We start from the raw sequence: 23478 nt of genomic DNA, 5'->3' as shown, positions 1-23478 counted from the left end.
CCCCCCCCCCCCCCCCCCCCCCCCCACGGCAGGATCATTCAAAACAACTGATTATTGTAATTCAGCTTTCATTCAGCTTTCTGGCGCATCAGTAAAACTTTACCAATTGCCAGCACCAGCACCGCGCCCAGCGCGCCCGTCATCAGCGCAAAGCTGTGATGGGTGATGCCCAAGGCCGCGTCAATACGCGCCACCGGTTCCTGCAAGGCGGGATCGCCGACCAGCAATTCACCAGCAATAAAGCCCAACAGTGCCGCACCCACCCAGACGATGACCGGGAAGCGCTCGATCACTTTCAACAGCAAGGTGCTGCCGAAGATAACCAGCGGGATGCTGATGGCCAAGCCCAGCACCAGCAAGGTCGTATCGCCCATTGCCGCGGCGGCAACCGCCACCACGTTGTCCAGGCTCATGACCAAATCGGCAATCATGATAGTGCGAATTGCGGTCAGAAGATTACCTTGCGTCTTGCCCGCGCCGTCCTCTTCGCCTTCCGGCAACAGCAGCGTCACGCCGATGTAGACCAGTAGCAACGCACCGATCAGCTTCAGGTACGGCAACAGCAACAACTTGGCCGCCACCAGGGTCAGCACGATACGCATGATGATCGCGGCGGCAGAACCTATCGTGATCGCTTTCTTTTGTTGTGCCGGAGGCAGCGAACGCGCCGCCAGCGCAATGACCACGGCGTTGTCGCCCGACAGCAAAATATTGACCCAAATGATCTGGAGCAGCGCTATCCAGAATGCCGCTGAACTGAGTTCCATGCCTCTCTTTCCTAGGTGTTGATCCCCCTAGGACGAACCAAATTAATGGATGAACAAAACAAGAGCCGTACTGGCCGTCTTCGTGCGAGCGCGACGGCATTCTTGCTGGGTACGAGCGAAATTTCTTTCATTATAGTTTCGTTCAGCTTGCCGAATGGTTGCACGGCCACGTTTTGGACGCGGGATTACCCTAGGAAAACACGGAAAATTTCGCCCTCACCCGAACGGCGGACGAACGAAAAAAAGCCCGCCGAAGCGGGCTTTTTGAACGCAATGCTGAAAACTTACAGCACCGACTTGAGCAGCTTGCCCATTTCGGAGGGGTTGCGCGTGGTGCGGATGCCGCAAGCTTCCATGACTTCCAGCTTGGCGTCGGCCGTGTCGGCGCCACCGGAGATCAGGGCGCCAGCGTGGCCCATGCGCTTTCCCGGAGGAGCGGTGACACCAGCGATGAAGCCGACGACCGGCTTCTTCATGTTGTCCTTCGCCCATTCAGCAGCGTTGACTTCGTCGGGGCCGCCGATTTCGCCGATCATGATGACGGCGTCGGTGTCGGGATCGTCATTGAACATCTTCAGGACGTCGACGTGCTTCAGGCCGTTAATGGGGTCGCCACCGATACCGACGGCGCTGGATTGACCCAGGCCCAGTTCGGTGACTTGCGCCACGGCTTCGTACGTCAGGGTGCCCGAACGGCTGACGATGCCGATACGACCCTTGCGGTGGATGTGACCGGGCATGATGCCGATCTTGATTTCGTCCGGCGTGATCAGGCCGGGGCAGTTCGGGCCCAGCAGCAGCGTCTTGCTGCCCTTGGCCTTCATGCGGTTCTTGACTTCCAGCATGTCGCGGACCGGGATGCCTTCGGTGATGCAGATCACCAGATCCAGTTCGGCTTCGACAGCTTCCCAGATGGCGGCGGCAGCGCCGGCGGGCGGCACGTAGATGACGGACACGGTTGCGCCGGTGTCAGCCTTGGCTTCCTTCACCGAAGCGAAGATCGGCACGCCTTCAAAGTCTTCACCCGCTTTCTTGGGGTTCACGCCGGCCACGAAGGCGGCTTTGCCATTGGCATACTCACGGCACATACGGGTGTGGAACTGGCCCGTCTTGCCCGTGATGCCCTGGGTGATGACTTTGGTGTCCTTGTTAATCAGAATCGACATTTGTGAATCCTTGGCAATTTCTTTTACCGCCGGGCCGTCCCAAGGTGGCAAGCTCCCCCATGGGGGGCAGCTAGCCACGAAGGGGCGCGGCGAGGGGGCATATTTACTTGACGGCGGCTACGACGCGGGTGGCCGCTTCGGCCATCGTGTCGGCGCTGATGATCGGCAGGCCGGAGTCGGCCAGCATCTTCTTGCCGAGTTCTTCGTTGGTACCCTTCATGCGCACGACCAGCGGCACGTTCAGGTTGACGGCCTTGCAAGCCGCGATCACGCCTTCGGCGATGACGTCGCAGCGCATGATGCCGCCAAAGATGTTGACCAGAATGGCCTTCACGCTCTTGTTCGCGAGCATGATCTTGAACGCTTCGGTGACCTTCTCGGCCGTAGCGCCGCCGCCGACGTCCAGGAAGTTGGCCGGCTCGCCGCCGAACAGCTTGATGGTGTCCATCGTGGCCATGGCCAGACCGGCGCCGTTCACCAGGCAGCCGATGTTGCCGTCGAGCTGGATGTAGGCCAGGTCGAACTTGCTGGCTTCGATTTCAGCGGGATCTTCTTCGTCCAGGTCGCGGTAGGCGACGATTTCCGGGTGGCGGAACAGGGCGTTGGAGTCGAAGTTGAACTTGGCGTCCAGGGCGATGATGTTGCCCTTGCCGTCGCGGTTCAGCGGATTGATTTCAACCAGCGACGCGTCGGTGTCCATGTAGCACTGATACAGCTTCTGGAACACGTCCACGGCTTGGGCGGTGGAGTCGGCGGGCAGGCCGATCGCGTTGGCGATCTTGGTGGCTTGCTCGGCGGACAGGCCGGTCAGCGGGTCGATGTATTCGGTGATGATCTTCTCGGGAGTCGAGTGAGCCACTTCCTCGATGTCCATGCCGCCTTCGCTGGAGGCGATGAAGGCGACCTTCTGCGTGGCGCGGTCAGTGACCAGCGACACGTAGTATTCCTTTTGAATGTCGGCGCCGTCTTCGATGTACAGGCGACGAACCTTCTGGCCTTCCGGGCCGGTCTGGTGCGTGATCAGCTGCATGCCCAGGATTTCCGAGGCCAGCTTGCGCACGTCGTCCAGCGAGCGCGCCAGCTTGACGCCGCCGCCCTTGCCGCGGCCGCCCGCGTGAATTTGTGCCTTGACGACCCACACCGGTCCACCCAGCTTTTCAGCGGCAGCCACGGCCTCGTCGACGGAAAGAGCGGGGATCCCGCGCGGCACCGGGATGCCAAATTGCTTCAGCAGTTCCTTGCCTTGATACTCGTGGATTTTCATGTGTTACCTGTCAGGACGTATGAGAAAGAGAAGGTGAATCGGAGGACGAATCGGCCGATGCCTCAGCGCTACCCCCGGTGTACCACTTGGGATAGTGCTCAGCCACCACCGGGCCGCCAGTGCTGAGCGCATGACAGCCATCCAATTGGAATGGACGCCGGTTCGGGTTGGGTTCCTGCCGCCGGCGGTTGGCCATGGTCTGGACCGCCGCGGTGGGAAGCACCTGCGACAGCTCGGTCATGTGCGTACAGCCCTCTACATGCCCGAACCGCTCCTTGACCTGGCGGCGGAATCCCTTGAGCAGATTCATGCCGATCAAATCAGTGTAAGCGGCCTCGATGGCCATGCAATGACCGCCATAAGGGGCCGCATCATAGACAGCCTGCGCGTCCAAAATCGAGTATTCCTCGTCGATGGTGATGCGCAAATGCATATGGTGGATGGGCTGCCCGGCCTTGAACATCTTGCCGTCGCTCTTGGGGAAATCGTACGCCTTGACGTCGATCAGCTCGGCTTCCAGGTCCCAATTACCGTCTTCGCGCGCATACGACTGCACACGTATGGAACGCGTGTGCAGCGGTTGGCGAGGGTAATCCGGCGGTGGCAAGGGCATTCTGGGGGCCTGCGGGGCGAAGATGGCCTGCGCATGGTGCGCGGCAACAAAACCTTGAAAGTATAGCGCAGGCGGCCCCGGATCAAGCGGCCGGTTTGCTGCGCGGGCTTGTGTCCGTCGCCGTTTTTTCCCGCACCGCCCCCTGCAGAGCGCAAAAAAACCCCATGGGCGGCGCGGGTTGGCGCCCCCATGGGGTTCGGTTCACGCAGGCGGATCGGGGCGTGCCGGCGTCAAGCCGACTGGCGCAGCGCGCGGGCGGCTTGCACCATGCCGATCAGCGCGGCTTCCGTTTCCGGCCAGGCGCGGGTCTTCAGGCCGCAGTCCGGGTTCACCCACAGGCGTTCCTTGGGCAAGCGGGCCGCCGCCTTTTCCATCAGGCCGACCATCCAGTCCACTTCCGGCACGTTCGGCGAGTGGATGTCGTACACGCCCGGGCCGATGTCATTGGGATAGTCGAAATCTTCAAACGCCTTCAGCAGTTCCATGTTGGAGCGCGACGTTTCGATGGTGATCACGTCGGCGTCCATGGCCGCGATGGATTCGATGATGTCGTTGAACTCCGAATAGCACATGTGCGTATGGATCTGCGTCTCGTCGCGCACGCCGGCCGTCGACAGGCGGAAGCAATCCACGGCCCAGTCCAGGTAGGCCTTCCAATCGGCGCGGCGCAGCGGCAGGCCTTCGCGGATGGCCGGCTCGTCAATCTGGATGACGCTGATGCCGGCCGCTTCCAGGTCCACGACTTCGTCGCGCAGGGCCAGCGCCAGTTGGCGGCACGTCTGCTCGCGCGGCTGATCGTCACGCACGAACGACCATTGCAGGATGGTGACCGGACCGGTCAACATGCCCTTGACTGGTTTGTCGGTCAGCGACTGCGCGTACGACGACCAGCCCACCGTCATCGGCGCGGGACGGGCCACGTCGCCGAAAATGATCGGCGGCTTGACGCAGCGCGAGCCATAGCTTTGCACCCAACCGTTCTTGGTGAAGGCAAAACCGGCCAGTAGTTCGCCGAAGTACTCGACCATGTCGTTGCGTTCGGGTTCGCCGTGCACCAGCACATCCAGGCCAACCTTTTCCTGAAAGCGGATGACTTCCTCGATTTCCTTGCGGATGGCCGTCTCGTAGCCGGAATCCGTCAACGCGCCCGCCTTCCAATCACGGCGCAGCGCGCGGATTTCGGCGGTTTGCGGGAAGGAACCGATCGTGGTCGTCGGGTAGGCGGGCAAGCCCAACTGTTCTTGCTGGCGGGCGATGCGGCCGGCGAACGGCGCACGGTCGCGCGACACGGCGGCCGCGCTGGCCATCCGTTGGCCCACGGCCGGGTTGTGAATGCGGGGCGACGAGCGGCGGGCGGCCAGCGCGGCGCGCTGCTTGATCAGGCCGTCCTGCACGGACGCATCCGTCGCGTTGTCCAGGGCGCGGCCCAGCAGGCTTAGTTCTTGCAGCTTTTGCGCGGCGAACGACAGCCAGCTCTTGAGCTCGGCGTCCAGTTCCGTCTCATTGGACAGGTCCACCGGCACGTGCAACAAAGAGCACGACGGCGCCAGCCACAAGCGGTCACCCAATTGCTGCTTGACCGGCGCCAAGGCCGCGATGGCCGCATCCAGATCGGTGCGCCAGATATTGCGGCCGTTGATGACACCAGCAGACAGCACCTGGTCGGCACGCAGGCCGGCTACGACGTCCGCCAGTTGTTCCGGCGCGCGCACCAGATCCACATGCAGGCCGGCCACGGGCAGCGCCTGCACGGTAGCCTGGTTGTCTTTCAGGCCGTCGAAGTAGGTGGCGACCAGCAGCTTGACCGGGCTTGCGGCCAGGGTGTCGTACACCCGCTTGAACGCATCGCGCCACGCTTGCGGCAGGTCCAGCACCAGGATGGGTTCATCGATCTGCACCCATTGCACGCCTTGCTTGGCAAAGCGGGCCAGCACTTCCTGGTACACCGGCACCAAGGCGGCCAGCAGTTGCAGCTTGCCTTCGTCGGCCGCGCCACCCGCAAAGGCGTCGCCCTTGCCTTGGTACAGCCAGGTCAGCGGACCCGGGATCACCGGCTTGACGGCATGGCCCAGCGCTTGCGCTTCCTGGATCTGCTGGAACAGAGACTCGCGAGCAATGCGGAAGGTTTGGCCAGGCACCAGCTCCGGCACGATGTAGTGGTAGTTGGTATCGAACCACTTGGTCATTTCGCAAGCGGCGGCGGGCTTGCCCGACGGCGCACGGCCACGGCCCATGCGAAACAGCGTGTCCAGCGTCACGGGCTCGTTGTCCTTCTGGCCGAAGCGCGCGGGCACGGCGCCCAGCAGCGTGCTCCATTCCAGGATCTGGTCATACCAGGCAAAGTCGCCCACCGGCACGAATTCCAGGCCGGCCGCTGCTTGCAGCTTCCAATGCTTGGCGCGCAGCTCGCGGCCCGTCTCTTCCAGGGCTTCGGCGGTTTGCTTGCCCGCCCAATAGGCCTCGACAGCGCGCTTGAGTTCGCGTTGGGCGCCAATACGGGGGAATCCCAAATTATGAATCGTAGTCATGACAACACCGCCGTTAGACAAAGTTTGTTCAAGTGGCAGCCATTGTGCAGGCAAACTTATATGAATCAAAATCAATGTCTACATCCATAAGATGAGTAAACCTCATACAATTCGCACTCATCTCTTTCATGCCAGATGCCCATGCTAGAAATCCGCCATCTTGAAACGCTGTCCGCCATCCGTGACGGCGGCAGCCTGCAGGAAGCCGCCGAGCGGCTGCACCTGACCCAGTCCGCCTTGTCGCATCAGTTGCGCGACCTGGAAACCCGGTTGGGCACGCCCCTGTTGAATCGCCGCACCCGCCCCGCCCGGCTGACGACCGCGGGCTTGCGCGTCCTGGCGCTGGCCGACGAAGTCTTGCCCCGCATCCGCGCCACGGAACGCGATCTGCAACGGCTGGCGGCAGGCCGCAGCGGCCGGCTGCATCTGGCCATCGACTGCCATTCCTGCTTTCAGTGGCTGATGCCGGCGCTGGATGCCTTCCGGGTGCAATGGCCCGACGTAGCGCTGGATCTGACTGCGGCGTTCTCGTTCGCGCCCCTGCCCGCCTTGGTGCGCGGCGACCTGGATCTGGTCATCACGTCGGACCCGCAGCCGCTGGATTCGGTGGAATACCTGCCGCTGTTCAAGTACGAATTGGTGCTGGCCGTGTCGGAATCGAACCCCTTGGCCGCAAGCAAATTCATCATGCCCGAGCAGTTGGCGGACCAGACGCTCATCACCTATCCGGTGGACAAGCAGCGGCTGGACGTGTTCACCGCCTTTCTGGACCCGGCCGACGTTGAGCCGGCGGCCATCCGCAAGGCCGAACTGACGCCCATCATCGCGCAACTGGTGGCCAGCAATCGGGGCGTGGCGGCGCTGCCGAATTGGGCGCTGACCGAATACATGAATCAGGGATGGTTGCGGCTGTGCCGACTAGGGCCGCAGGGCGTCTGGCGCACGCTGTACGCCACCGTGCGCAGCGAAGACACCGATGCCTCGTACATTGATGAATTCCTGACCATCACGCGCGACGTCTGCTTCAAGACGTTGTCGGGAATCAAGTCGGCCAAGGCATAAAAAAGCCGCCTGGGCGGGCGGCGGAGTGGGCTGTGCGTCAGGCGGATCCGATCAGTCGATCAGTTGCGCGGTCGATCAATTGCGCGGTCGATCAGTCGTCCTCGCCTTCGCCAAGGATGCGCCGGATCACATCGTGCGCAAACCCCCGGCTGGCCAAAAAGCGCGCCTGCTTGGCATACACGGCGCGGTCTTCCGGCTTGGCGTCGAAGCGTTTTTTCCAGACTTCCAGCGCGCGCTCGTATTCGGTTGCGCGCAGTTGCTCTCGTAGTTCAGCCACCTGCGTATCGTCCACGCCATGCTGTCGCAATTCCTGCACGATGCGCGCCGCGCCTTGGCGCGATGCGCGGCGATGCACCAGGCTTTGCGCAAACCGTTCGGTAGACAGCCAACCCTCTTTTTCCAGCGCATCCAGCACGCTTTCAATTTCATCGGCGTCTTCAGCGTAGGCGGCTAATTTGCGCGCCAATTCCTCGCGCGCATGCTCGCGCCGTGACAGGTAGCCGACCGCACGCATTTTCAGCGACGGCCCTTTGCGGGCTGGCTTGCCGTCATCTTGGACGGTGGCTTCGTCTTCGGAACTGGAGGTGCGGCCAGCGGCATGATCAGAGGCACGACCAGAGGCACGACCAGAGGCTAGCCCCGAGGCTCGCCCAGATGCGGCGCCGATACGCGAACCGCCGCGCGCGTTGCCTCGCTGTTCAGAACTGCGCTGCCAGGTGTCTGGCTCGACAGCGGGCGCCGCCGCTTCCCGTTCGCGGCGCGCGTCCGAGCTGCGCCGCAAACCTTCCGGCTTGGCGACGGTTTCAAATTCGTCATCCAACTTGGCGCGAAGACGGTCGGCTGACGCGGGGGTCGGTTTCCAGCTCATGCGCTTCCTGCTATGCAAAACGGCAGGCCCATCATGGCGCCTGCCGCGTGTGGCCGGCTAGCTAGCCGGCACAAAAGCTGCCAAAGCCGCCAGCGCAACCTGACGGACGGTGGATGGCTTATTCGGCGGTGTCTTCCACCGTGGGCACGAACTCGGCGGCGCGGCTGACGATGCCCTGGTTCTCGCGAACTCGGTTTTCGATTTCGATAGCCATGTCGCGGTGTTCTTTCAGGTATTCGCGGACGTTGTCCTTGCCCTGGCCGATGCGGTTGCCGTTGTAGCTGTACCACGCGCCGGACTTGTCGACCACTCCGGCGGCCCCGCCCAAATCAATGATTTCGCCTTCGCGCGAAATGCCGGCGCCATACATGATGTCGAATTCGGCTTGCTTGAACGGCGGCGCCACCTTGTTTTTCACGACCTTGACGCGGGTTTCATTACCGACGACCTCGTCACCCTTCTTGATGGAGCCAATGCGGCGAATGTCCAGACGCACCGAGGCGTAGAACTTCAGCGCGTTGCCGCCGGTGGTGGTTTCGGGGTTGCCGAACATGACGCCGATCTTCATGCGGATCTGGTTGATGAAGATGACCATGCAGTTGGTGCGCTTGATCGTGGCGGTCAGCTTGCGCAGCGCCTGGCTCATCAGGCGGGCTTGCAGGCCCGGCAGGGAGTCGCCCATTTCGCCTTCGATTTCAGCCTTGGGTACCAGCGCCGCCACCGAGTCGATGACGATAAGGTCAACCGAACCCGAGCGCACCAGCGCGTCGGTGATTTCCAGCGCCTGTTCGCCCGTGTCCGGCTGCGAGATCAGCAGATCGGTCAGGTTCACGCCCAGCTTGTTGGCGTATTGAACGTCAAGCGCGTGTTCGGCGTCGACGAAGGCGCAGGTGCCGCCAATTTTTTGCATTTCGGCAATGACTTGCAGCGTCAGCGTCGTTTTACCGGACGATTCCGGGCCGTAGATTTCAACCACGCGGCCGCGCGGCAGGCCGCCGACGCCCAGCGCGATGTCCAGACCCAGCGAGCCCGTGGAAACCACCTGAATATCGTGCGAGACCTCGTTATCGCCGTAGCGCATGATCGAGCCCTTGCCGAACTGCTTTTCGATCTGGGAAAGCGCAGCGGCAAGCGCCTTGGCCTTTTCCGAAGCGGCGGCCTTGGTGGTTTTGTCGTCCATGTAGAGTCCTGTCTGTAACGTATCTGGTGGTTGCGGCGTCAAGAGCCTGAAACTTGAACCGCAGCGTGCTGTTTCGAATCAGGTTCAGATTATTGCATCGGATTGTACTGTACAAAAAACCAGTGTGCCAGAGTTTTCACGTATTCCCTGAGTGGGCAAGTCCCGCCCCGTATGACAGAATCGAAGCCGACCCCGGCGTTGCCCCCCGCTGCATCTTGCAGCGCTCTCTTTTGCCGCTTCCCTTGCCGCTTCCCTTTGCAGCCCCATGCGTATCCTGATCGCCGAAGACGACAGCATTCTGGCCGACGGCCTATCCCGGTCACTGCGCCACAACGGCTACGCGGTTGACGCGGTGCGCGACGGGCTTGCCGCCGATTCGGCGCTGGCGGCCCAGGCGTTCGACCTGCTTATCCTGGATCTGGGCCTGCCGCAGTTGGCGGGCCTGGAAGTATTGCGCCGCCTTCGCGCCCGCAACTCCGCCCTGCCCGTCCTGATCCTCACGGCCGCCGACAGTATCGAGCAGCGCGTGAAAGGCCTGGACCTGGGCGCGGACGACTACATGGCCAAGCCCTTTGCCCTGTCCGAACTTGAGGCGCGCGTGCGCGCCCTGACCCGGCGCGGCGCGGGCGGCGGCGCCACGATGCTCAAGCATGGCCGGCTGCTGTTCGACCAGACCGGCCGCGGGGCCATTGTCGACGCCCAGACGCTGGACCTGTCCGCGCGCGAAGTCAGCTTGCTGGAAATTCTGCTGACGCGCAGCGGCCGCATGGTCAGCAAGACGCAGTTGGTGGACCACCTGTGCGAATGGGGCGAGGAAGTCAGCACCAACGCCATCGAAGTCTACGTGCACCGCCTGCGCAAGAAGCTCGAACCCAGCGGCGTGAAGATCGTGACGGTGCGCGGCCTGGGCTACTGTCTGGAGCGGGACCAGGGTGCCGCGTACCTCGCCAGTTGATGCCCGGCCAGAGCCACTGAATCAGGAAGCGCTGGATATCATGCAAGCCGGGTCCAAGGGCCCGAGCTTCGCGCCACCCCAGCGTTCCCTGCTGGGCGAGATCCTGGACTGGATGCTGGCGCCGCTCTTTCTGCTGTGGCCCATGAGCGTCGCCATCACTTATGTGGTTGCCCAGAACATTGCGAACGTGCCGTACGACCGCGCGCTGGCCAACAATCTGCATGTCTTGACCCGGCAGGTCCATGTGCAGGACGGCCGTGCGGTGCTGAAGATGACGGACGCCGCGCGTGACGTGTTGCGCGCGGACGAGACGGACAGCGTGTTCTGGCTGGCGCTGGGCAGCCGCGGCGAATACCTGGGTGGCGATCGCGCCCTGCCGCTGCCGGCCACCGTGGGCCAGCCACGCCCGGGCGAAGTCCAGTACGAAGACGACACCTTGCGCGGTTTCGGCGTTCGCCTGGCTTACACCTGGGTGGACCTGAACCTGCCCAACACCCAGCCCGCGCTGCTGATCGTGGCCGAGACCGTGGAAAAGCGCACGCAGTTGGCCAACGACATCATCAAGGGCGTGATCATTCCGCAGTTCGTGGTGTTGCCGATCGCGGTGCTGCTGGTGTGGTTCGGGCTGTCGCGCGGGGTGGCGCCGCTGAACGCGCTGCAGCAGCGGCTGCGTGCGCGCCGGCCCGACGACCTGTCGCCCATCGATGAACGGGCGGCGCCGTCCGAAATCGCGCCGTTGGTGGCCGCCATGAATGACCTGCTGGACCGGCTATCCGCCAACGTCCAGGCCCAGCGCCGTTTCGTGGCGGACGCCGCGCCCCAATTGAAGACGCCGCTTGCCGGCCTGCGCACACAGGCCGAGCTGGCCTTGCGCGACGCCAGCCCCGAAGAGATGCAGTCCAGCCTGCGGCAGTTGGTGACGGGTTCCGAACGCGCCACCCGGCTGGTCAACCAGTTGCTGCTGCTGGCGCGCGCTGAAAACCCCAGCGCCATCGGGCTGACGCGCACGGACCTCAACGCCATTGCCTACGAACAGGCCATGCATTGGGTGCCGCAGGCGCTGTCGCTAAATACCGACCTGGGCTTCGAAGGCGCGGATGATCCCGTCTACATCAACGGCAACCCCTTGCTGCTTGCCGAACTGCTGAACAACCTGGTGGACAACGCCCTGCGCTACACGCCGCGTGGCGGCCATATCACCGTGCGCGTGCTGCGCCGTGGCGACCAGGCGCTGCTGGAAGTGGAAGATTCGGGCCCGGGCATTCCGCCAGACGAGCGCGAACGGGTGTTCGACCGTTTCTACCGCGTGCTGGGCACGGCGTCAGACGGCAGCGGGCTGGGGCTGGCGATCGTGCGCGAGATTGCGCAAAAGCACAGCGCCAGCGTGCTGATCAACGATCACCCCAACCCGCATTCCGACCTGCCGGGCACGCGCATCAGCGTGGTGTTCCCGCTGTACACCGACGCGCCGGATTCGCACGAAAGCTAGGTCTGCCGCCCGCTGCGGGCCGATAGGGACTATCCCTAGCTGCGCGCGCAGCAGTTACCAATAGTTTCAATTTTAAGATTCGAGTAAGGGTTACGTCAGAACCTCGTCAGGGTTGCGCCTCAATGTGGCGTAAGGCTCGGTGTCGGTGCGTCGGCAAAGAGCTAAGCACGGCGGAAAACCGCCGGCCATAAAACGAGGAGACATCATGAGCACAACAACCATGGCAGGCCGCGGCCCTTCCGCGGAACGGCGCCCGATGACCAAGGAAGAACGCCGAGTCATCTTCGCGTCATCCTTGGGCACCGTTTTCGAGTGGTACGACTTCTACCTATACGGCTCGCTTGCAGCCATCATCGCGTTGCACTTTTTCTCGGGCGTGAACCCCACTGCGGGCTTCATCTTCGCCTTGCTGGCATTCGCCGCTGGTTTTGCCGTGCGCCCCTTTGGCGCGCTGGTGTTCGGCCGGCTGGGCGACCTGGTAGGACGTAAGTACACCTTCCTGGTCACGATCGTGATCATGGGCTTGTCTACCTTCCTCGTGGGCGTGCTGCCCAGCTACTCCAGCATCGGTCTGGCCGCTCCGGCCATCCTGATCGTGCTGCGCCTGCTGCAAGGCCTGGCGCTGGGTGGCGAATACGGCGGCGCGGCAACCTATGTTGCCGAACACGCCCCGCACGGCCGCCGCGGCTTCTACACGTCGTGGATTCAGACGACCGCTACGCTGGGCCTGTTCCTGTCGCTGCTGGTCATCCTGGGCATCCGCACGGTGATGGGCGAAGACGACTTCAAAGCCTGGGGCTGGCGCATTCCGTTCCTGATCTCGGTCGTGCTGCTGGGCATCTCGGTGTGGATCCGCCTGCAACTGAACGAATCGCCGACCTTCAAGCGCATGAAGGAAGAAGGCAAGGGTTCGAAGGCGCCGATCGCTGAATCGTTCGGCCAGTGGAAGAACCTGAAGGTCGTGATCCTGGCGCTGCTGGGCCTGACCGCCGGCCAGGCCGTCGTGTGGTACACGGGTCAGTTCTACGCCCTGTTCTTCCTGACGCAAACGCTGAAGGTCGACGCCAACACGGCCAACATCATGATCGCGGTCGCGCTCTTGATCGGCACGCCGTTCTTCGTGGTCTTCGGCGCACTGTCCGACAAGATCGGCCGCAAGCCCATCATCATGGCAGGCTGCCTGATCGCCGCGGCAACGTACTTCCCGATCTTCCAAGGCCTCACGCACTTCGCCAACCCGGCGCTGGAAAAGGCCCAGGCCACGGCGCCCGTGACCGTGATTGCCGACCCCAGCACGTGCTCGTTCCAGTTCAACCCGGTGGGTACCTCGGCGTTCACCAGCTCTTGCGACGTCGTGAAGTCCTTCATGGCTCGCAACTCGGTGAACTACAAGAACGAAGCCGCGCCCGCGGGTTCGGTGGCCAAGGTCAAGATCGGCAACGACGAGTTCCAATCGTTCGACGGCAAGGGCATGGCTCCCGCGGACTTCAAGGCCCGGGCGGCTGAACTGGACAAGGCGCTGACCACGTCGATCCGAACCCACGGCTATCCGGCCAAGGCGGACCCGGCGCAAACCAACTACGTCATGGTGGTGGTGCTGCTGGCGATCCTGGTGCTGTACGTGACCATGGTCTACGGTCCGATCGCGGCCATGCTGGTTGAAATGTTCCCGACCCGCATCCGCTACACCTCGATGAGCTTGCCGTACCACATCGGCAACGGCTGGTTCGGCGGCTTCCTGCCTCCGGTCGCCTTCGCGGTGGTGGCCGCCACGGGCAACATCTACGACGGCCTGTGGTATCCGATCATCATTGCAGTCATGACCCTGGTCATCGGCACGCTGTTCGTGCGCGAATCCAAGGACAACGACATCAACGCATACACGACCATCCCCCGCCGGGCGGGACTGCTGCGCCTGCCCGGCCTTGAAAGCTCCTTATGGAGCTTTTTTTTTGCCCTGAGGCAGTGCGCGCTGCCGCTTTCAGGACGATGTCAGACCCTCGCGCTTAGACTGGCGCTTCAGATTACGGCCTTGCGCCAGATCGGCTGACGATTGATCCCCCTGTCAGACGATTGCAGGGCTAGTGTTCTGACACCGATACCGCGTTCCCCGCGAGCCTTTTATGACGCGGTATTGTGTGCTCCCGTACCGGCCCGGCCTTTATTGAGCCGGGCCGCTTTTTTTGTGCGTCTGACTTAGCGGCGCATGCCCACGCCGATGATCAGCACGCCGGCCACAATCGCGGCAATGCCGGCCCACATCGGGATCGGCACCGACTTCTCGGTTTCGGCCGTGGCCTTGACCGAGCCGATCTGCAAAACGGTCTCTTCGGACTTGTAGTCAAAGCCCTTGTAGGCCAACGCTGCAATGCCCAGGACGATCAGGATCGCGCCAATGATTTTCATGTTTTTCCTCTCCGGTTCCATGTCGGTGCGCGGAAGTTAACGCATCGCCCGCCCCCTGTCAGTGACAGAACGTGTCCCCTGTCGCAAGCGTATTGCACCACTTCGGCAAACCGTCCGCGTCGTATAGAATCAACCCTTTTGGCCGACGCTCATGTGGTTCAAAAACCTCAAGATTTACCGCCTTTCCTCGCCGTGGACTCTCGTTGGCGATCAGCTTGAAGAAACGCTTGCGCGCCACGCCTACCAAGCGGGCAACAACCTTGAAATGCAAAGCCTGGGCTGGGTGCCGCCGCGCGAAAACGGTGGGCTTGCCCACGTCGTGAACGGCCAGATCCTGCTTAGCCTGCGTGCTGAAAAGAAGCTGCTGCCGGGCACCGTCGTGAACCAGGTCGCCCAGGCGCGCGCCCAGGAAATCGAAGAGCAGCAAGGCTACAAGCCGGGCCGCAAGCAGATGAAGGAAATCAAGGAGCGCGTCACCGACGAGCTGCTGCCGCGCGCCTTCAGCGTCTACCGCGACACGCGCGTCTGGATCGACCCGCAAAACCACTGGCTGGTCATCGACGCTGCCGCATCCGCCAAAGCGGACGAAGTCATCGGCCTGCTGGCCAAGTGCGTGGATCCGTTCCCGCTTGAAAACCTGTACGTGGCGCAGTCGCCCGCGTCCGCCATGACGGGCTGGCTGGCTGAAGACGAGGCCCCCTCGAACTTCAGCATCGACCAGGACACCGAACTACGTTCGTCCGGCGAAAGCGGCGCGGCCATCCGCTACGTCAAGCATTCCATCGACGCCGACGACGTGCGCCGCCACATCCAGTCGGGCAAGCAGTGCACCCGCCTGGCCATGACGTGGGCCGACCGCATCTCGTTTGTCCTTACCGAAGGCCTGGACGTCAAGCGCGTGTCGCCGCTGGACGTGCTGAAAGAAGGCAACGAAGGCGTAGCCACCAACGATGATGAAAAGTTCGATTCCGACATGATGCTGATGACGGGCGAACTGGCCAAGATGATGGCCGAGTTGGTGGATGCGCTGGGGGGCGAGAAGAAGATTTGATGGGGGTGGTTGATTGATGGGTTGCGCGCGTTGAGGTGCTGGCTTTCTTGCATCAGGCTTCTCGCGCTTCACCCATCCTACGTTCGCCATCATTTCCGCATTGGTGCCGCATTATTTTTCCGCATCGGTGCGACATTATTTTTCCGCATCGGTGCCGCATTTTTTGCCATCGGTGCCACGTTGTTTTCGGCATCAGTGCCGCGTCGTTTTCCGCATTGGTGCCGCGTCGTTGCGGCACCGTGCAGTACCGCTCGGTCAGGCGGCCACGCTGCGGTCGCGGCCGGCTAGTTTGGCTTGGTACAGGGCCTTGTCGGCGCGGTCGATCAGATAGGCGTAGTCGGGATGGCCGTCGAAGGTGGCCACACCGATGCTGGCCGTGATGCGCAGGGCGCCAACCTCCGGAATCGTGAAATCGTGGCGGCGGATCTCGGCGCCCAACTTCTGGGCGGCTGCCAGCGCGGCCTCCTGGCCCGTATCCACCAACACCACCAGAAACTCTTCGCCGCCATAGCGGAACACGAAGTCGCTGGACCGGCATGATTGGTGCACCACTTCGGCAAATTGACGCAGCACGTGATCACCACCCGAATGTCCATGCGCGTCGTTGATGGCCTTGAAATGGTCGATATCCAGCAGCAGCACCGAAAAGCGGCTGCCCTGCCGGCTGGAGATGGAAATCTCACGCCCGATCACCGACGGTAGAAAGCGCCGGTTCAGCACATTGGTCAGCGGGTCGCTACCGCTTTCAATCTCGGCCACCATGTCGAACAGGCCATTGAGCAGATGCTTGATGCGCGCCACCAGTTCCTGCAGTTCGCGCACCTGGTCGGGCAAGGAAAGCTGACGCTCGCGGTCGTCCATCATCAGGCTTGGCAACACCACGTCGTCCAGCCGCATGACGGCCTCGGTAATCTGGCCCAACGCGGGCGCGCTCTCGAACAGCACGCCGCCCTTGTGCTGCAGCCACAAGCCGAACTCCGATGCCGCCAGCCTGGGCAAGGCCTGTTCGGGTGCGCGGTAGTGCAGCCCAATCAACACCGCCTGGCTCCATTCCAGCAATGCCGCGCGCTGGCGTTCACGTTCGGTGGAAATGTTCTGCCCCAGCGCGAACAGGCGGTAAGCCTCATCGTTGCGCGCGCCGCGATTGATGTCGCGCATGAAGGCGCGGCTCATCTGCTCGATAGCCAGGTCAAAGAGATTACAGACGTACTGCGTGGCGATGGACGCCGCCGTGCCGTCCAGGTCGCTTGCGCGCAGACGCTCGGCAATTTCATTCTTCAGCACGCGCGCGCCCGCCATCACCAGATGAATCGGGATATGGACGCGGGCGTGCACTTCGCCCACCTTTTTCTGCGTGGCCATCAAGGCCACAATGTCGCCCTGGTCGCGCACGCAAAGCAAACCAAGAAGCCAGTGCTTCATGCCCTTGTGCAGCCGCGTCGAAACGATGTCATGCGACAGGCGCGGCCCGGCTTCGACGTCTGCCAACAAGGTGGAATAAAAGGCATCCACCAGTTCCTTGGCGCTGTCGCCCACCACGGCGGCCACTTGGCCGCGCGTATAAGCGTCCACCGATTGATAGACCGCTTCCCAGGCTTGCGCGTTCGACGCGCTCAGGTAGCACGCCTGATCGGCGCTGCTTGCCCACGCCGGCAATGCGCTCTTGCTTGAAGACATAAGATCATCCGCCCCAAAAACGCCGCGCGTGTCTCGGAACGACACGCGACGGAAAAACCAGCGCGGATTATGCGCCAAAAGAAAGTGGGCCCCGGCGGGGCCCCACGCGCTTGGGGCAACTGCCGCTTATTCCAGGCCGTGGAAGACGGAATCGTCCGGGCCGACGTGCGACGGATGCTGCCAGGTCACATCGCGCAGCGAATGCTGCACCAAGCCTTCAACGCCCAGCAGCACCGCGAAGATTGCCATGCGAATGGGGATGCCGTTGTCGGTCTGGCGGAAGATGGCCAGGCGCGGGTCGTGGTTCAAGTCCACGCTGAGGTCGTTGGCGCCCGGGCGGCTATCGCGCGGCAGCGGGTGCATCACGATGGTTTCGGGGCTGCAATACGCATCGATGATGGCGCGGTTGATCTGGAAGTCGGGCGTGTAGCCTTCGTTCTCTTCGTTGGCGAAGCGCTCTTTCTGCACGCGCGTCGCATAGATCACGTCCGCGCCCGCCAGGCCTTCCGCCAGCGAGGTCTTCTGTTCGATGATGTTGCCGTTGCGGCTCGCCTGCTCAATGATGTAGCTGGGCATCTCCAGCCCCTTGGGCGACACGAGCGAGAACTTCACGTTCTTGTACAGCGCCATCAGCTTGATCAGCGAGTGCACGGTACGGCCGTATTTCAGGTCGCCGACCATGGCGATATGCGCGCCATCCAGCAACTTACCCAGGCGCGAGAACTCGGTCAGGATCGTGTACAGGTCCAGCAGTGCCTGGCTGGGGTGTTCACCCGGGCCGTCGCCGCCGTTGACCACCGGAATATTGGTGGCGCGCGCGAATTCCGCAACCGAGCCTTGCTCGGGATGGCGGATCACCATGGCATCCACATAGCCGCTCATGACGCGGCTGGTGTCGTAGATGGATTCGCCCTTGGCCATGGAAGAAAACGTGAAGCCCGTCGTGTCGCACACCGAGCCGCCCAGGCGGCAGAACGCCGACCCGAAGCTGACTCGCGTACGAGTGCTGGCTTCGAAGAACAGGTTGCCCAGCACGGCGCCTTCCAGCACGCGCGAGACCTTCTGGCGGCGCGCAATGGGTTGCATCATGTCGGCAACGCGGAACAGGTCTTCGACCGATTCGCGGGTGAACTGATCCACCGACAGCAATTGATGCTTGCCTTCCACCGCGATCCGCTCACGCAGCGGGCCGTCTTGTACGCTTTGCGTATATTTTTCCAGCAGCACCCCGTTTTGCACGATTTCGCTCACAAAACGCTGCACAACTTCCGGCATGGCGCGAAATTCCTGCGAGCCTTCGGGCAACAACCAGGTGTCCAACGCTCTACGTTTCACGCCGATCCGGGTAGCGAACACGTCGCGCGTCAGGTTCAGGCGGCGCATGGCGTCGCGCAGGAAAGCTTGCTGGGAAATGGTCATGACGGAGCCTCAAGGCAAGAGGGTTTATATACGCACCGCGCATATTATTCCCAGCGCAAGTGCAAGTCCAACACTTTTGCGCACAAGGGTTTACCCTTGAACTTCGCGGCCAGCCGTTAGCGACTGGCGTAAGACGTCGTCTGCTGGGCCTCGGGTGCCGCCTGCCCCAGCGCGAACCAGCACGCGGCACAGAACGCCAGGGCACTGAACAGATAGCAAACCATGGCCAGCAACTGGGTGGGCCAATGGCCGCGCGTCAGGTGGCCCGTGTAGCCTTGCCGCAACAAGCTGACCTGTGCCAGATAGGCAAACAGCAACCCCAGGCAGGACGACAACAACCCGACCAGGAAAAGTGCCAGCGGCAATTGCAGGTCAGGCGCGGCGATGTCGCCGCCCACGATCCCCAGCGAGAAGGCCACCAAGACCAAGGCGGCGCCGCCGTTCAGCCAGGCAAGAAACCGGAACCCGCCCGCCAGCAGCGAAAAAGACATCCCCGATGAACGGATCTGCTGAGCGCGCGGGTCCATATATCAGTTGCCGTCGGCGGCGCGGCAAGCCGGTGTCGCGGTCTGGATCGAGGTACGCACCGCGGCGATCTCGGCCTTGTCCCAGCGCCCCTCGCCCAGCACCGTCACCGTGACCTTGGACTTGGCCGGGCCGTCGGCCTCGGCGGAAATCAATTCAAGCACCGTGGCGGGCTCGCCAACCTTGTACACCTGGATTTCGTCGGGGGCGCCCTTCTCGCCCAAGACATGGCGCCATGCATAGGCGACGCCATAGGGATGCTTCACGTTCATGTGGCAGGTGCGCACGTATTCACCACCACGGCGGAAGGCGGCTTGGTAGTTGGTGTCGACGCTGAAGGTCTCTTTCTGCACGGCCTCGGATTCGTAAACCCCCTTGCTCGCGCAGCCGGCCAACACCACCGCCAGCGTTACACCCACCCATACTGACTTGCGCATGATTCTTCCCGCATTGAAATTCGGACTTCTGCGATTATGCCAGCGGCAGCAAAAAGGCCACGCGGGAAATGCCAGGGCATTTCCCGGGGGCCTCAAGCGGCCTGATCAATGTCAGGGCGCGCCGCCTTACTTCGCAGCGCCTTCGATCTTCTCACCGCCTCGCTGGATATCCTTGCCGGCGCCCGCAACAGTATTGCAGCCCGCCGAAAGTGCGGCGATCGAAAGCAGCATGACGAAAACAACCTTGTGTTTCATAACCATCTCCTGTCTGGGCGTGAAAACCGAAGCCAGCATACCGCAAAGAATCCCGATTGCGCACCACCCGGAAACACAAACCCCGTAACCGCCCTTACGCGGCCGTGACATCCCCAGCCCGCCTGGGTTGTCGCGTATTTGCCGCCAATGGATTAGGATTCGCAAATGAACCGAAAACCCGTATCACACAACGCTGGCGCCGCCGTTGAAGGCTGGGGCTGGGAACAGCCGCGGTGCCGCGGCCAAGCGGCATTGGCGCTGTTTATCGATGATTTGCACCGAATCCTGCAAGCCCATGCCGCCGGCAGGCTTGCAGACAGCAGCACGCTGGTTGACGCCCAAGAACAGGTGGATGAGTTGCTTGCCCGCTATAACGAGATCAACGCCGCGCCTGAGATTTTCCTGGGCCAGACGGTTGAACTGAAAGAAGGCGTAGACCGCAATGGCGTGTCCCATACGGTGCCCATCTTTTCTGCCCGCCTCAAGCAATCGCTTGTGTCGATGCTGGGCCAAAGCCCCGCCTGACCCGCTTTTGTCACGCGATTGAAGGCCGATCGAGATCCAGACCAGCTCTTAGGAGACCCACAATGAATTCAGACAACGTCGTAGAGTTTCTCCGCTTGCTGTCCCTGGACGTTACGCTGGGCGCGGCCGCCCAGCATGCCGCGGGCCAGGCGGATGCACCTCTGGCCCTGGCGCGCTTGGCCACGGCACACGGCTTGCCTTGCAGCGCCTCTGATTGGTCTTTCTTTGCTCGCGGTTGCCTGGACTCATCTTCCGCCACGCTGACGGACGCCGGCCCCGCCGACGCCACCGTTTGGCAACTGGTGCAAGATCCCGCGCACGGCACCGGCATTCCCGCCAGCGCCATCACCCGCGTGATCGGCATCATCACTCAGCCGGAAGATGGCGCCACCCCCGTGGTGGGCCATGTGGTGGGTGACCTTGCGCCGCGCCCGCCGCTGGGCATGGCGCCCTACCCGTCCGGGTCCTGAACGTTACTGCCGAGACGAACCTTCGCGCCGGCCATTCAAATAATCCAGCACGCCTTTGGCAACCACCACACCGCTGGCCATGCAGGCTGTCAACAGATAGCCGCCCGTAGGCGCCTCCCAATCCAGCATCTCGCCAGCGCAGAACACGCCGGGGGCCGATTGCAACATCAGCGCATCCGTCACCGCGTTGAATGACACACCCCCCGCCGTGCTGATGGCTTCGTCCATCGGACGCGCGCGCAACAGCGTCACGGGCAAGGCCTTGATTCGCAAGGCCAATCGCGCCGGGTCCTTGAAATCTTCGGCCGATGCGCATTCGCGCAGCAGCCCCGCCTTGACCCCCGTCAGCCCCATTCGGCTTTGCAAATGGCTGGACATGGAGCGCGCGCCACGGGGATGCGTGACGGCCGCCATGACCTTGTCTTGCGTCCAGTCCGGCGCCAGGTCCAGCATCGCCACCGCGCGGCCTTCCGCGTCGATCCGGTCGCGCAAGGCCGCCGACAAGGCATACACCAGACTGCCCTCGATGCCCGTTTCCGACACCACGAATTCGCCTTGGCGAGGCCGCACGCCGCTAGACCGCGCGCCGCTGGTTTCGCCGGCGCAGGACATGGCCACCGACTTCACCGGCTGGCCCGCGTAACGCTCGGAAAAATGCGGCGACCACGCGACGTCGAAGCCGCAATTGGCGGGCCGTAGCGGCGCTACCTCGATACCGTGCGCCTGCAATTCGGCCACCCATGCGCCGTCCGACCCCAGCTTGGCCCAGCTTCCTCCGCCCAAGGCCAGTACCACGGCATCCGCCTCCTTCGTGATCATGCCTTCCGGCGTCTCGAAGCGCAGCGCCGTCGGCTCAACCGCGACACCTTGCGGCCAGCCCAGCCACCGGTGCCGCATGTGAAACCGGACACCGCTGGCGCGCAATCTTGCCAACCAGGCGCGCAGCAAGGGCGCGGCTTTCATTTCCTGAGGAAAGACACGCCCCGAAGACCCCACGAACGTGTCGATGCCCAACTGGTGCGCCCAATCCCGCAGCGCCGTCGCATCCATCGCTTGCAACCAAGGGGCAAGCTGCGCGGCCCGCTCGCCATAGCGCGCCAGGAACGGCGCCGCGGCTTCGCTATGTGTCAGGTTCAGCCCGCCCCGGCCCGCCATCAGGAATTTGCGTCCGACCGAGGGCATGGCGTCGAACACGTCAACCTGCAAGCCTTCAGCGGCCAATCGTTCCGCCGCCATCAGGCCGGCCGGGCCGCCGCCGATGACGGCAACGCAAAGAGCATTGCGCGACGTCGGGGCGGTCATTGCACCAGGCCCGTCAGAACGGGAAGAGATTTGGGTAGGGGACAAGGCATGAGGGCACACGGTTCGATCAAGAGCGGCGAGAAGCGGCAAAAAAAACATGCCGCGCGCAGCGGGGAAGAATTGTCGCACGGGCCCTGCGAACAGGGCGCTCAACGCCCCCACCAGACCTACCCATCGACAAGAAAAAGGCCTGGCGCCGGCCAATGATTGACCGCAGGCGCCAAGCCTTTGTTATGCAAGGATAATTCCGACATGCGCAGAGCCTATCCCAAGGCTTGTCCACAGTCGCTGTGGGTAACTTCCGACCCTAGCTTCCGATTTCAGGCGTTGCCTGCCGCCTGCATGGGTCCCGACCACGGCTCCGCGTCCATTTCGAAACGCAGCTCTTGATACTCGCCGTCCACCCCCACGGAACGCAGCAAGCCCGCGCCCATGGCTTGGCCCAACGCGCGGCGGCACAGGGTTTCGGGATCGTCGGGCAGGGATTGAAAGACGCCGTCGGGAATGCGCAAGCGCAGCAGTGCCTGGGGATCACCGCGTTCCGCGGGCCGGCCGATATGAATGTGGGCGGGGTAGCCGTGCGGGCACCAAATGCCTACGTGGTACTTGCCTTCAGCGCCGGTGTCGGCGACAAAGCCGGGATGATCGTATTTTGCTGTACCCATGGACCCTCCTCCTGTGCGGCAACCTAGCGCGCGTGGCCCATGGTAGCTCAGGGTTGCGGCGCTGTGCAGGCAGGAGCATCCGGGAAACTCCGGACTGGAAGATTGGGTTGACCCAGGGCAAGTCCGGACGAAAAAAGGGAAACCCAAAGGAAAACCCAAAACGGACAAGCCAGACGCAAAAAAGCCGCGATAAGAATCGCGGCTTTTTCTTGAAACTGGTTGCGGGGGCAGGATTTGAACCTACGACCTTCGGGTTATGAGCCCGACGAGCTGCCAGACTGCTCCACCCCGCGTCTGATGTGATGAATCATACACCATTATGAAATCTTGTGCAGCGCACCCAGCCCTTTATTCGAAGATTTAGGCACTTTCAGGCGAAATATTTTCGTGACCGCGCTCAAAATGCGGCTAATTGGGTCCGGAACATCCAGGCAAATGACGTCGGCGGCGTCGATGGCCGTGATGCGCACCACGCCCCCGTCAACGACCGCGTGCGCTTCGCCGGCATTCATCCGCACCGCGACCGGCAAAGGCAGGCGGCCCGTGGCTTCCGCGCCGGCGGCGGGTTCTTCCAGGCGCACGCTGCCCGCCACGCAGATGAGGGTTGCACCGGCGCGCAGGGCAAAGACTCGGGAAGCGCCGGGCGCGATATCCAGGCGGCGGGACGGACCTTCGGGGTACATATCGGCTTGCATGATGATCTCCAATCGGACATTGACAGGCTACGCGGGCGCTGCTTTGCGCAACAGTCACAATCCCGCCCTTTCTGTACCGATGCAGATGCTCGATTTTGTGGCTGTTATGGTGTACTTTTCGTCAATCTGTGCCTTCCTTCATTCCAAGCCTGGGGAGCA

The 23478-nt window shown here is 62.7% G+C and carries 22 protein-coding genes, 1 tRNA gene and 1 pseudogene; 7 read left to right on the top strand and 17 right to left on the bottom strand.

Annotated elements, in window-relative coordinates; translation table 11 throughout:
- Nucleotides 1-68: 68 nt before the first annotated feature.
- From ACE04A_RS03600 to metE, 5 genes are all read right to left on the bottom strand, one after another.
- Entirely contained in the window at nt 69-767 is a 699-nt protein-coding gene (locus ACE04A_RS03600) for a TerC family protein (protein ID WP_050446013.1), read from the bottom strand.
- A gap of 284 nt (nt 768-1051) precedes the next feature.
- A complete protein-coding gene (gene sucD, locus ACE04A_RS03595; RefSeq protein ID WP_006218345.1) occupies nt 1052-1933 on the bottom strand; it encodes a succinate--CoA ligase subunit alpha in 882 nt (293 codons plus the stop codon).
- Between the two features lie 103 nt (nt 1934-2036).
- The gene (gene sucC, locus ACE04A_RS03590; RefSeq protein WP_100857097.1) at nt 2037-3197 is read right to left on the bottom strand and encodes an ADP-forming succinate--CoA ligase subunit beta; all 1161 of its coding nucleotides are present in this window, start codon (nt 3195-3197) and stop codon (nt 2037-2039) included.
- Nucleotides 3198-3207: 10 nt separating this feature from the next.
- Nucleotides 3208-3810: a DUF2889 domain-containing protein gene (locus ACE04A_RS03585; protein WP_100857098.1), complete on the bottom strand. Its 603-nt coding sequence runs from the start codon at nt 3808-3810 to the stop codon at nt 3208-3210.
- A gap of 230 nt (nt 3811-4040) precedes the next feature.
- The gene (gene metE / locus ACE04A_RS03580; protein ID WP_448718470.1) at nt 4041-6338 is read right to left on the bottom strand and encodes a 5-methyltetrahydropteroyltriglutamate--homocysteine S-methyltransferase; all 2298 of its coding nucleotides are present in this window, start codon (nt 6336-6338) and stop codon (nt 4041-4043) included.
- Between the two features lie 141 nt (nt 6339-6479).
- On the opposite strand from metE, the gene ACE04A_RS03575 reads away from it, so the two are divergent.
- Complete coding sequence (locus ACE04A_RS03575; protein ID WP_259251666.1) at nt 6480-7400, top strand: LysR family transcriptional regulator; 921 nt, start codon at nt 6480-6482, stop codon at nt 7398-7400.
- A gap of 91 nt (nt 7401-7491) precedes the next feature.
- Here ACE04A_RS03575 and recX read toward each other — a convergent pair whose 3' ends face one another.
- Together recX and recA are read right to left on the bottom strand one after the other, a co-directional pair.
- Nucleotides 7492-8268: a recombination regulator RecX gene (gene recX / locus ACE04A_RS03570; protein ID WP_448718471.1), complete on the bottom strand. Its 777-nt coding sequence runs from the start codon at nt 8266-8268 to the stop codon at nt 7492-7494.
- A gap of 118 nt (nt 8269-8386) precedes the next feature.
- Complete coding sequence (gene recA / locus ACE04A_RS03565) at nt 8387-9448, bottom strand: recombinase RecA (RefSeq protein WP_485819863.1); 1062 nt, start codon at nt 9446-9448, stop codon at nt 8387-8389.
- A gap of 265 nt (nt 9449-9713) precedes the next feature.
- Here recA and ACE04A_RS03560 point away from each other — a divergent pair, with 265 nt between their 5' ends.
- From ACE04A_RS03560 to ACE04A_RS03550, 3 genes and pseudogenes are all read left to right on the top strand, one after another.
- Nucleotides 9714-10403 (top strand): response regulator, encoded by a 690-nt coding sequence (locus ACE04A_RS03560; RefSeq protein WP_485819862.1) that lies wholly within the window; start codon nt 9714-9716, stop codon nt 10401-10403.
- Nucleotides 10404-10515: 112 nt separating this feature from the next.
- Nucleotides 10516-11892: a sensor histidine kinase gene (locus ACE04A_RS03555; protein ID WP_485819880.1), complete on the top strand. Its 1377-nt coding sequence runs from the start codon at nt 10516-10518 to the stop codon at nt 11890-11892.
- Between the two features lie 220 nt (nt 11893-12112).
- A pseudogene (locus ACE04A_RS03550) lies at nt 12113-13771 on the top strand (MFS transporter); the annotation flags it as partial.
- Between the two features lie 317 nt (nt 13772-14088).
- Here ACE04A_RS03550 and ACE04A_RS03545 read toward each other — a convergent pair.
- Entirely contained in the window at nt 14089-14298 is a 210-nt protein-coding gene (locus ACE04A_RS03545) for a hypothetical protein (protein ID WP_259251669.1), read from the bottom strand.
- Between the two features lie 151 nt (nt 14299-14449).
- Between ACE04A_RS03545 and ACE04A_RS03540 the strand changes: the two genes are divergently transcribed.
- Entirely contained in the window at nt 14450-15349 is a 900-nt protein-coding gene (locus ACE04A_RS03540; RefSeq protein ID WP_485819861.1) for a recombination-associated protein RdgC, read from the top strand.
- A 255-nt stretch (nt 15350-15604) separates the two neighbouring features.
- Here ACE04A_RS03540 and ACE04A_RS03535 read toward each other — a convergent pair whose 3' ends face one another.
- The 5 genes from ACE04A_RS03535 to ACE04A_RS03515 all read right to left on the bottom strand — a co-directional run bounded on the left by ACE04A_RS03535 (nt 15605) and on the right by ACE04A_RS03515 (nt 19662).
- Nucleotides 15605-17026, bottom strand: coding sequence for a diguanylate cyclase (locus ACE04A_RS03535; protein ID WP_438859587.1), 1422 nt, complete (start codon nt 17024-17026; stop codon nt 15605-15607).
- Nucleotides 17027-17152: 126 nt separating this feature from the next.
- Complete coding sequence (locus ACE04A_RS03530; protein WP_279996717.1) at nt 17153-18445, bottom strand: aspartate carbamoyltransferase; 1293 nt, start codon at nt 18443-18445, stop codon at nt 17153-17155.
- A 116-nt stretch (nt 18446-18561) separates the two neighbouring features.
- Nucleotides 18562-18972 carry a hypothetical protein gene (locus tag ACE04A_RS03525; protein ID WP_259251672.1) on the bottom strand — a complete coding sequence of 137 codons (411 nt, stop codon included), beginning with the start codon at nt 18970-18972 and terminating at the stop codon, nt 18562-18564.
- Nucleotides 18973-18975: 3 nt separating this feature from the next.
- Complete coding sequence (locus tag ACE04A_RS03520; protein WP_279996716.1) at nt 18976-19407, bottom strand: BPTD_2524 family lipoprotein; 432 nt, start codon at nt 19405-19407, stop codon at nt 18976-18978.
- Between the two features lie 126 nt (nt 19408-19533).
- Nucleotides 19534-19662: an entericidin A/B family lipoprotein gene (locus ACE04A_RS03515; protein WP_100857109.1), complete on the bottom strand. Its 129-nt coding sequence runs from the start codon at nt 19660-19662 to the stop codon at nt 19534-19536.
- A 165-nt stretch (nt 19663-19827) separates the two neighbouring features.
- Between ACE04A_RS03515 and ACE04A_RS03510 the strand changes: the two genes are divergently transcribed.
- Both ACE04A_RS03510 and ACE04A_RS03505 read left to right on the top strand, forming a co-directional pair.
- A complete protein-coding gene (locus tag ACE04A_RS03510; protein WP_447988229.1) occupies nt 19828-20187 on the top strand; it encodes a hypothetical protein in 360 nt (119 codons plus the stop codon).
- Between the two features lie 62 nt (nt 20188-20249).
- Complete coding sequence (locus tag ACE04A_RS03505; protein WP_279996714.1) at nt 20250-20657, top strand: hypothetical protein; 408 nt, start codon at nt 20250-20252, stop codon at nt 20655-20657.
- A 3-nt stretch (nt 20658-20660) separates the two neighbouring features.
- On the opposite strand, the gene ACE04A_RS03500 is transcribed toward ACE04A_RS03505, so the two are convergent.
- From ACE04A_RS03500 to ACE04A_RS03485, 4 genes are all read right to left on the bottom strand, one after another.
- Complete coding sequence (locus ACE04A_RS03500) at nt 20661-21959, bottom strand: TIGR03862 family flavoprotein (protein WP_448718473.1); 1299 nt, start codon at nt 21957-21959, stop codon at nt 20661-20663.
- 320 nt (nt 21960-22279) lie between these two features.
- Nucleotides 22280-22624: a hypothetical protein gene (locus ACE04A_RS03495; RefSeq protein WP_100857113.1), complete on the bottom strand. Its 345-nt coding sequence runs from the start codon at nt 22622-22624 to the stop codon at nt 22280-22282.
- Nucleotides 22625-22840: 216 nt separating this feature from the next.
- Nucleotides 22841-22917 (bottom strand) — tRNA-Met (locus tag ACE04A_RS03490).
- 24 nt (nt 22918-22941) lie between these two features.
- Nucleotides 22942-23319, bottom strand: a complete 378-nt coding sequence (locus tag ACE04A_RS03485; RefSeq protein ID WP_447988227.1) for a hypothetical protein — start codon at nt 23317-23319, stop codon at nt 22942-22944.
- Nucleotides 23320-23478 lie beyond the last annotated feature (159 nt).

Source organism: Achromobacter colocynthidis (assembly GCF_057334535.1).
Note: the sequence above shows the minus strand (reverse complement) of the source record. Positions and strands in the feature narration are given on the sequence as shown.

Coding starts and splice junctions, on each gene's coding strand:
- metE (WP_448718470.1), bottom strand. CDS start 6,338: ATGACTACGATTCATAATTTGGGATTCCCCCGTATTGGCGCCCAACGC.
- ACE04A_RS03560 (WP_485819862.1), top strand. CDS start 9,714: ATGCGTATCCTGATCGCCGAAGACGACAGCATTCTGGCCGACGGCCTA.
- ACE04A_RS03545 (WP_259251669.1), bottom strand. CDS start 14,298: ATGAAAATCATTGGCGCGATCCTGATCGTCCTGGGCATTGCAGCGTTG.
- ACE04A_RS03555 (WP_485819880.1), top strand. CDS start 10,516: ATGCTGGCGCCGCTCTTTCTGCTGTGGCCCATGAGCGTCGCCATCACT.
- ACE04A_RS03505 (WP_279996714.1), top strand. CDS start 20,250: ATGAATTCAGACAACGTCGTAGAGTTTCTCCGCTTGCTGTCCCTGGAC.
- ACE04A_RS03515 (WP_100857109.1), bottom strand. CDS start 19,662: ATGAAACACAAGGTTGTTTTCGTCATGCTGCTTTCGATCGCCGCACTT.
- sucC (WP_100857097.1), bottom strand. CDS start 3,197: ATGAAAATCCACGAGTATCAAGGCAAGGAACTGCTGAAGCAATTTGGC.
- ACE04A_RS03540 (WP_485819861.1), top strand. CDS start 14,450: ATGTGGTTCAAAAACCTCAAGATTTACCGCCTTTCCTCGCCGTGGACT.
- ACE04A_RS03510 (WP_447988229.1), top strand. CDS start 19,828: ATGAACCGAAAACCCGTATCACACAACGCTGGCGCCGCCGTTGAAGGC.
- recA (WP_485819863.1), bottom strand. CDS start 9,448: ATGGACGACAAAACCACCAAGGCCGCCGCTTCGGAAAAGGCCAAGGCG.
- recX (WP_448718471.1), bottom strand. CDS start 8,268: ATGAGCTGGAAACCGACCCCCGCGTCAGCCGACCGTCTTCGCGCCAAG.
- ACE04A_RS03530 (WP_279996717.1), bottom strand. CDS start 18,445: ATGACCATTTCCCAGCAAGCTTTCCTGCGCGACGCCATGCGCCGCCTG.
- ACE04A_RS03535 (WP_438859587.1), bottom strand. CDS start 17,026: ATGTCTTCAAGCAAGAGCGCATTGCCGGCGTGGGCAAGCAGCGCCGAT.
- ACE04A_RS03575 (WP_259251666.1), top strand. CDS start 6,480: ATGCTAGAAATCCGCCATCTTGAAACGCTGTCCGCCATCCGTGACGGC.
- ACE04A_RS03520 (WP_279996716.1), bottom strand. CDS start 19,407: ATGCGCAAGTCAGTATGGGTGGGTGTAACGCTGGCGGTGGTGTTGGCC.
- ACE04A_RS03525 (WP_259251672.1), bottom strand. CDS start 18,972: ATGGACCCGCGCGCTCAGCAGATCCGTTCATCGGGGATGTCTTTTTCG.
- sucD (WP_006218345.1), bottom strand. CDS start 1,933: ATGTCGATTCTGATTAACAAGGACACCAAAGTCATCACCCAGGGCATC.
- ACE04A_RS03500 (WP_448718473.1), bottom strand. CDS start 21,959: ATGACCGCCCCGACGTCGCGCAATGCTCTTTGCGTTGCCGTCATCGGC.
- ACE04A_RS03585 (WP_100857098.1), bottom strand. CDS start 3,810: ATGCCCTTGCCACCGCCGGATTACCCTCGCCAACCGCTGCACACGCGT.
- ACE04A_RS03495 (WP_100857113.1), bottom strand. CDS start 22,624: ATGGGTACAGCAAAATACGATCATCCCGGCTTTGTCGCCGACACCGGC.
- ACE04A_RS03600 (WP_050446013.1), bottom strand. CDS start 767: ATGGAACTCAGTTCAGCGGCATTCTGGATAGCGCTGCTCCAGATCATT.
- ACE04A_RS03485 (WP_447988227.1), bottom strand. CDS start 23,319: ATGCAAGCCGATATGTACCCCGAAGGTCCGTCCCGCCGCCTGGATATC.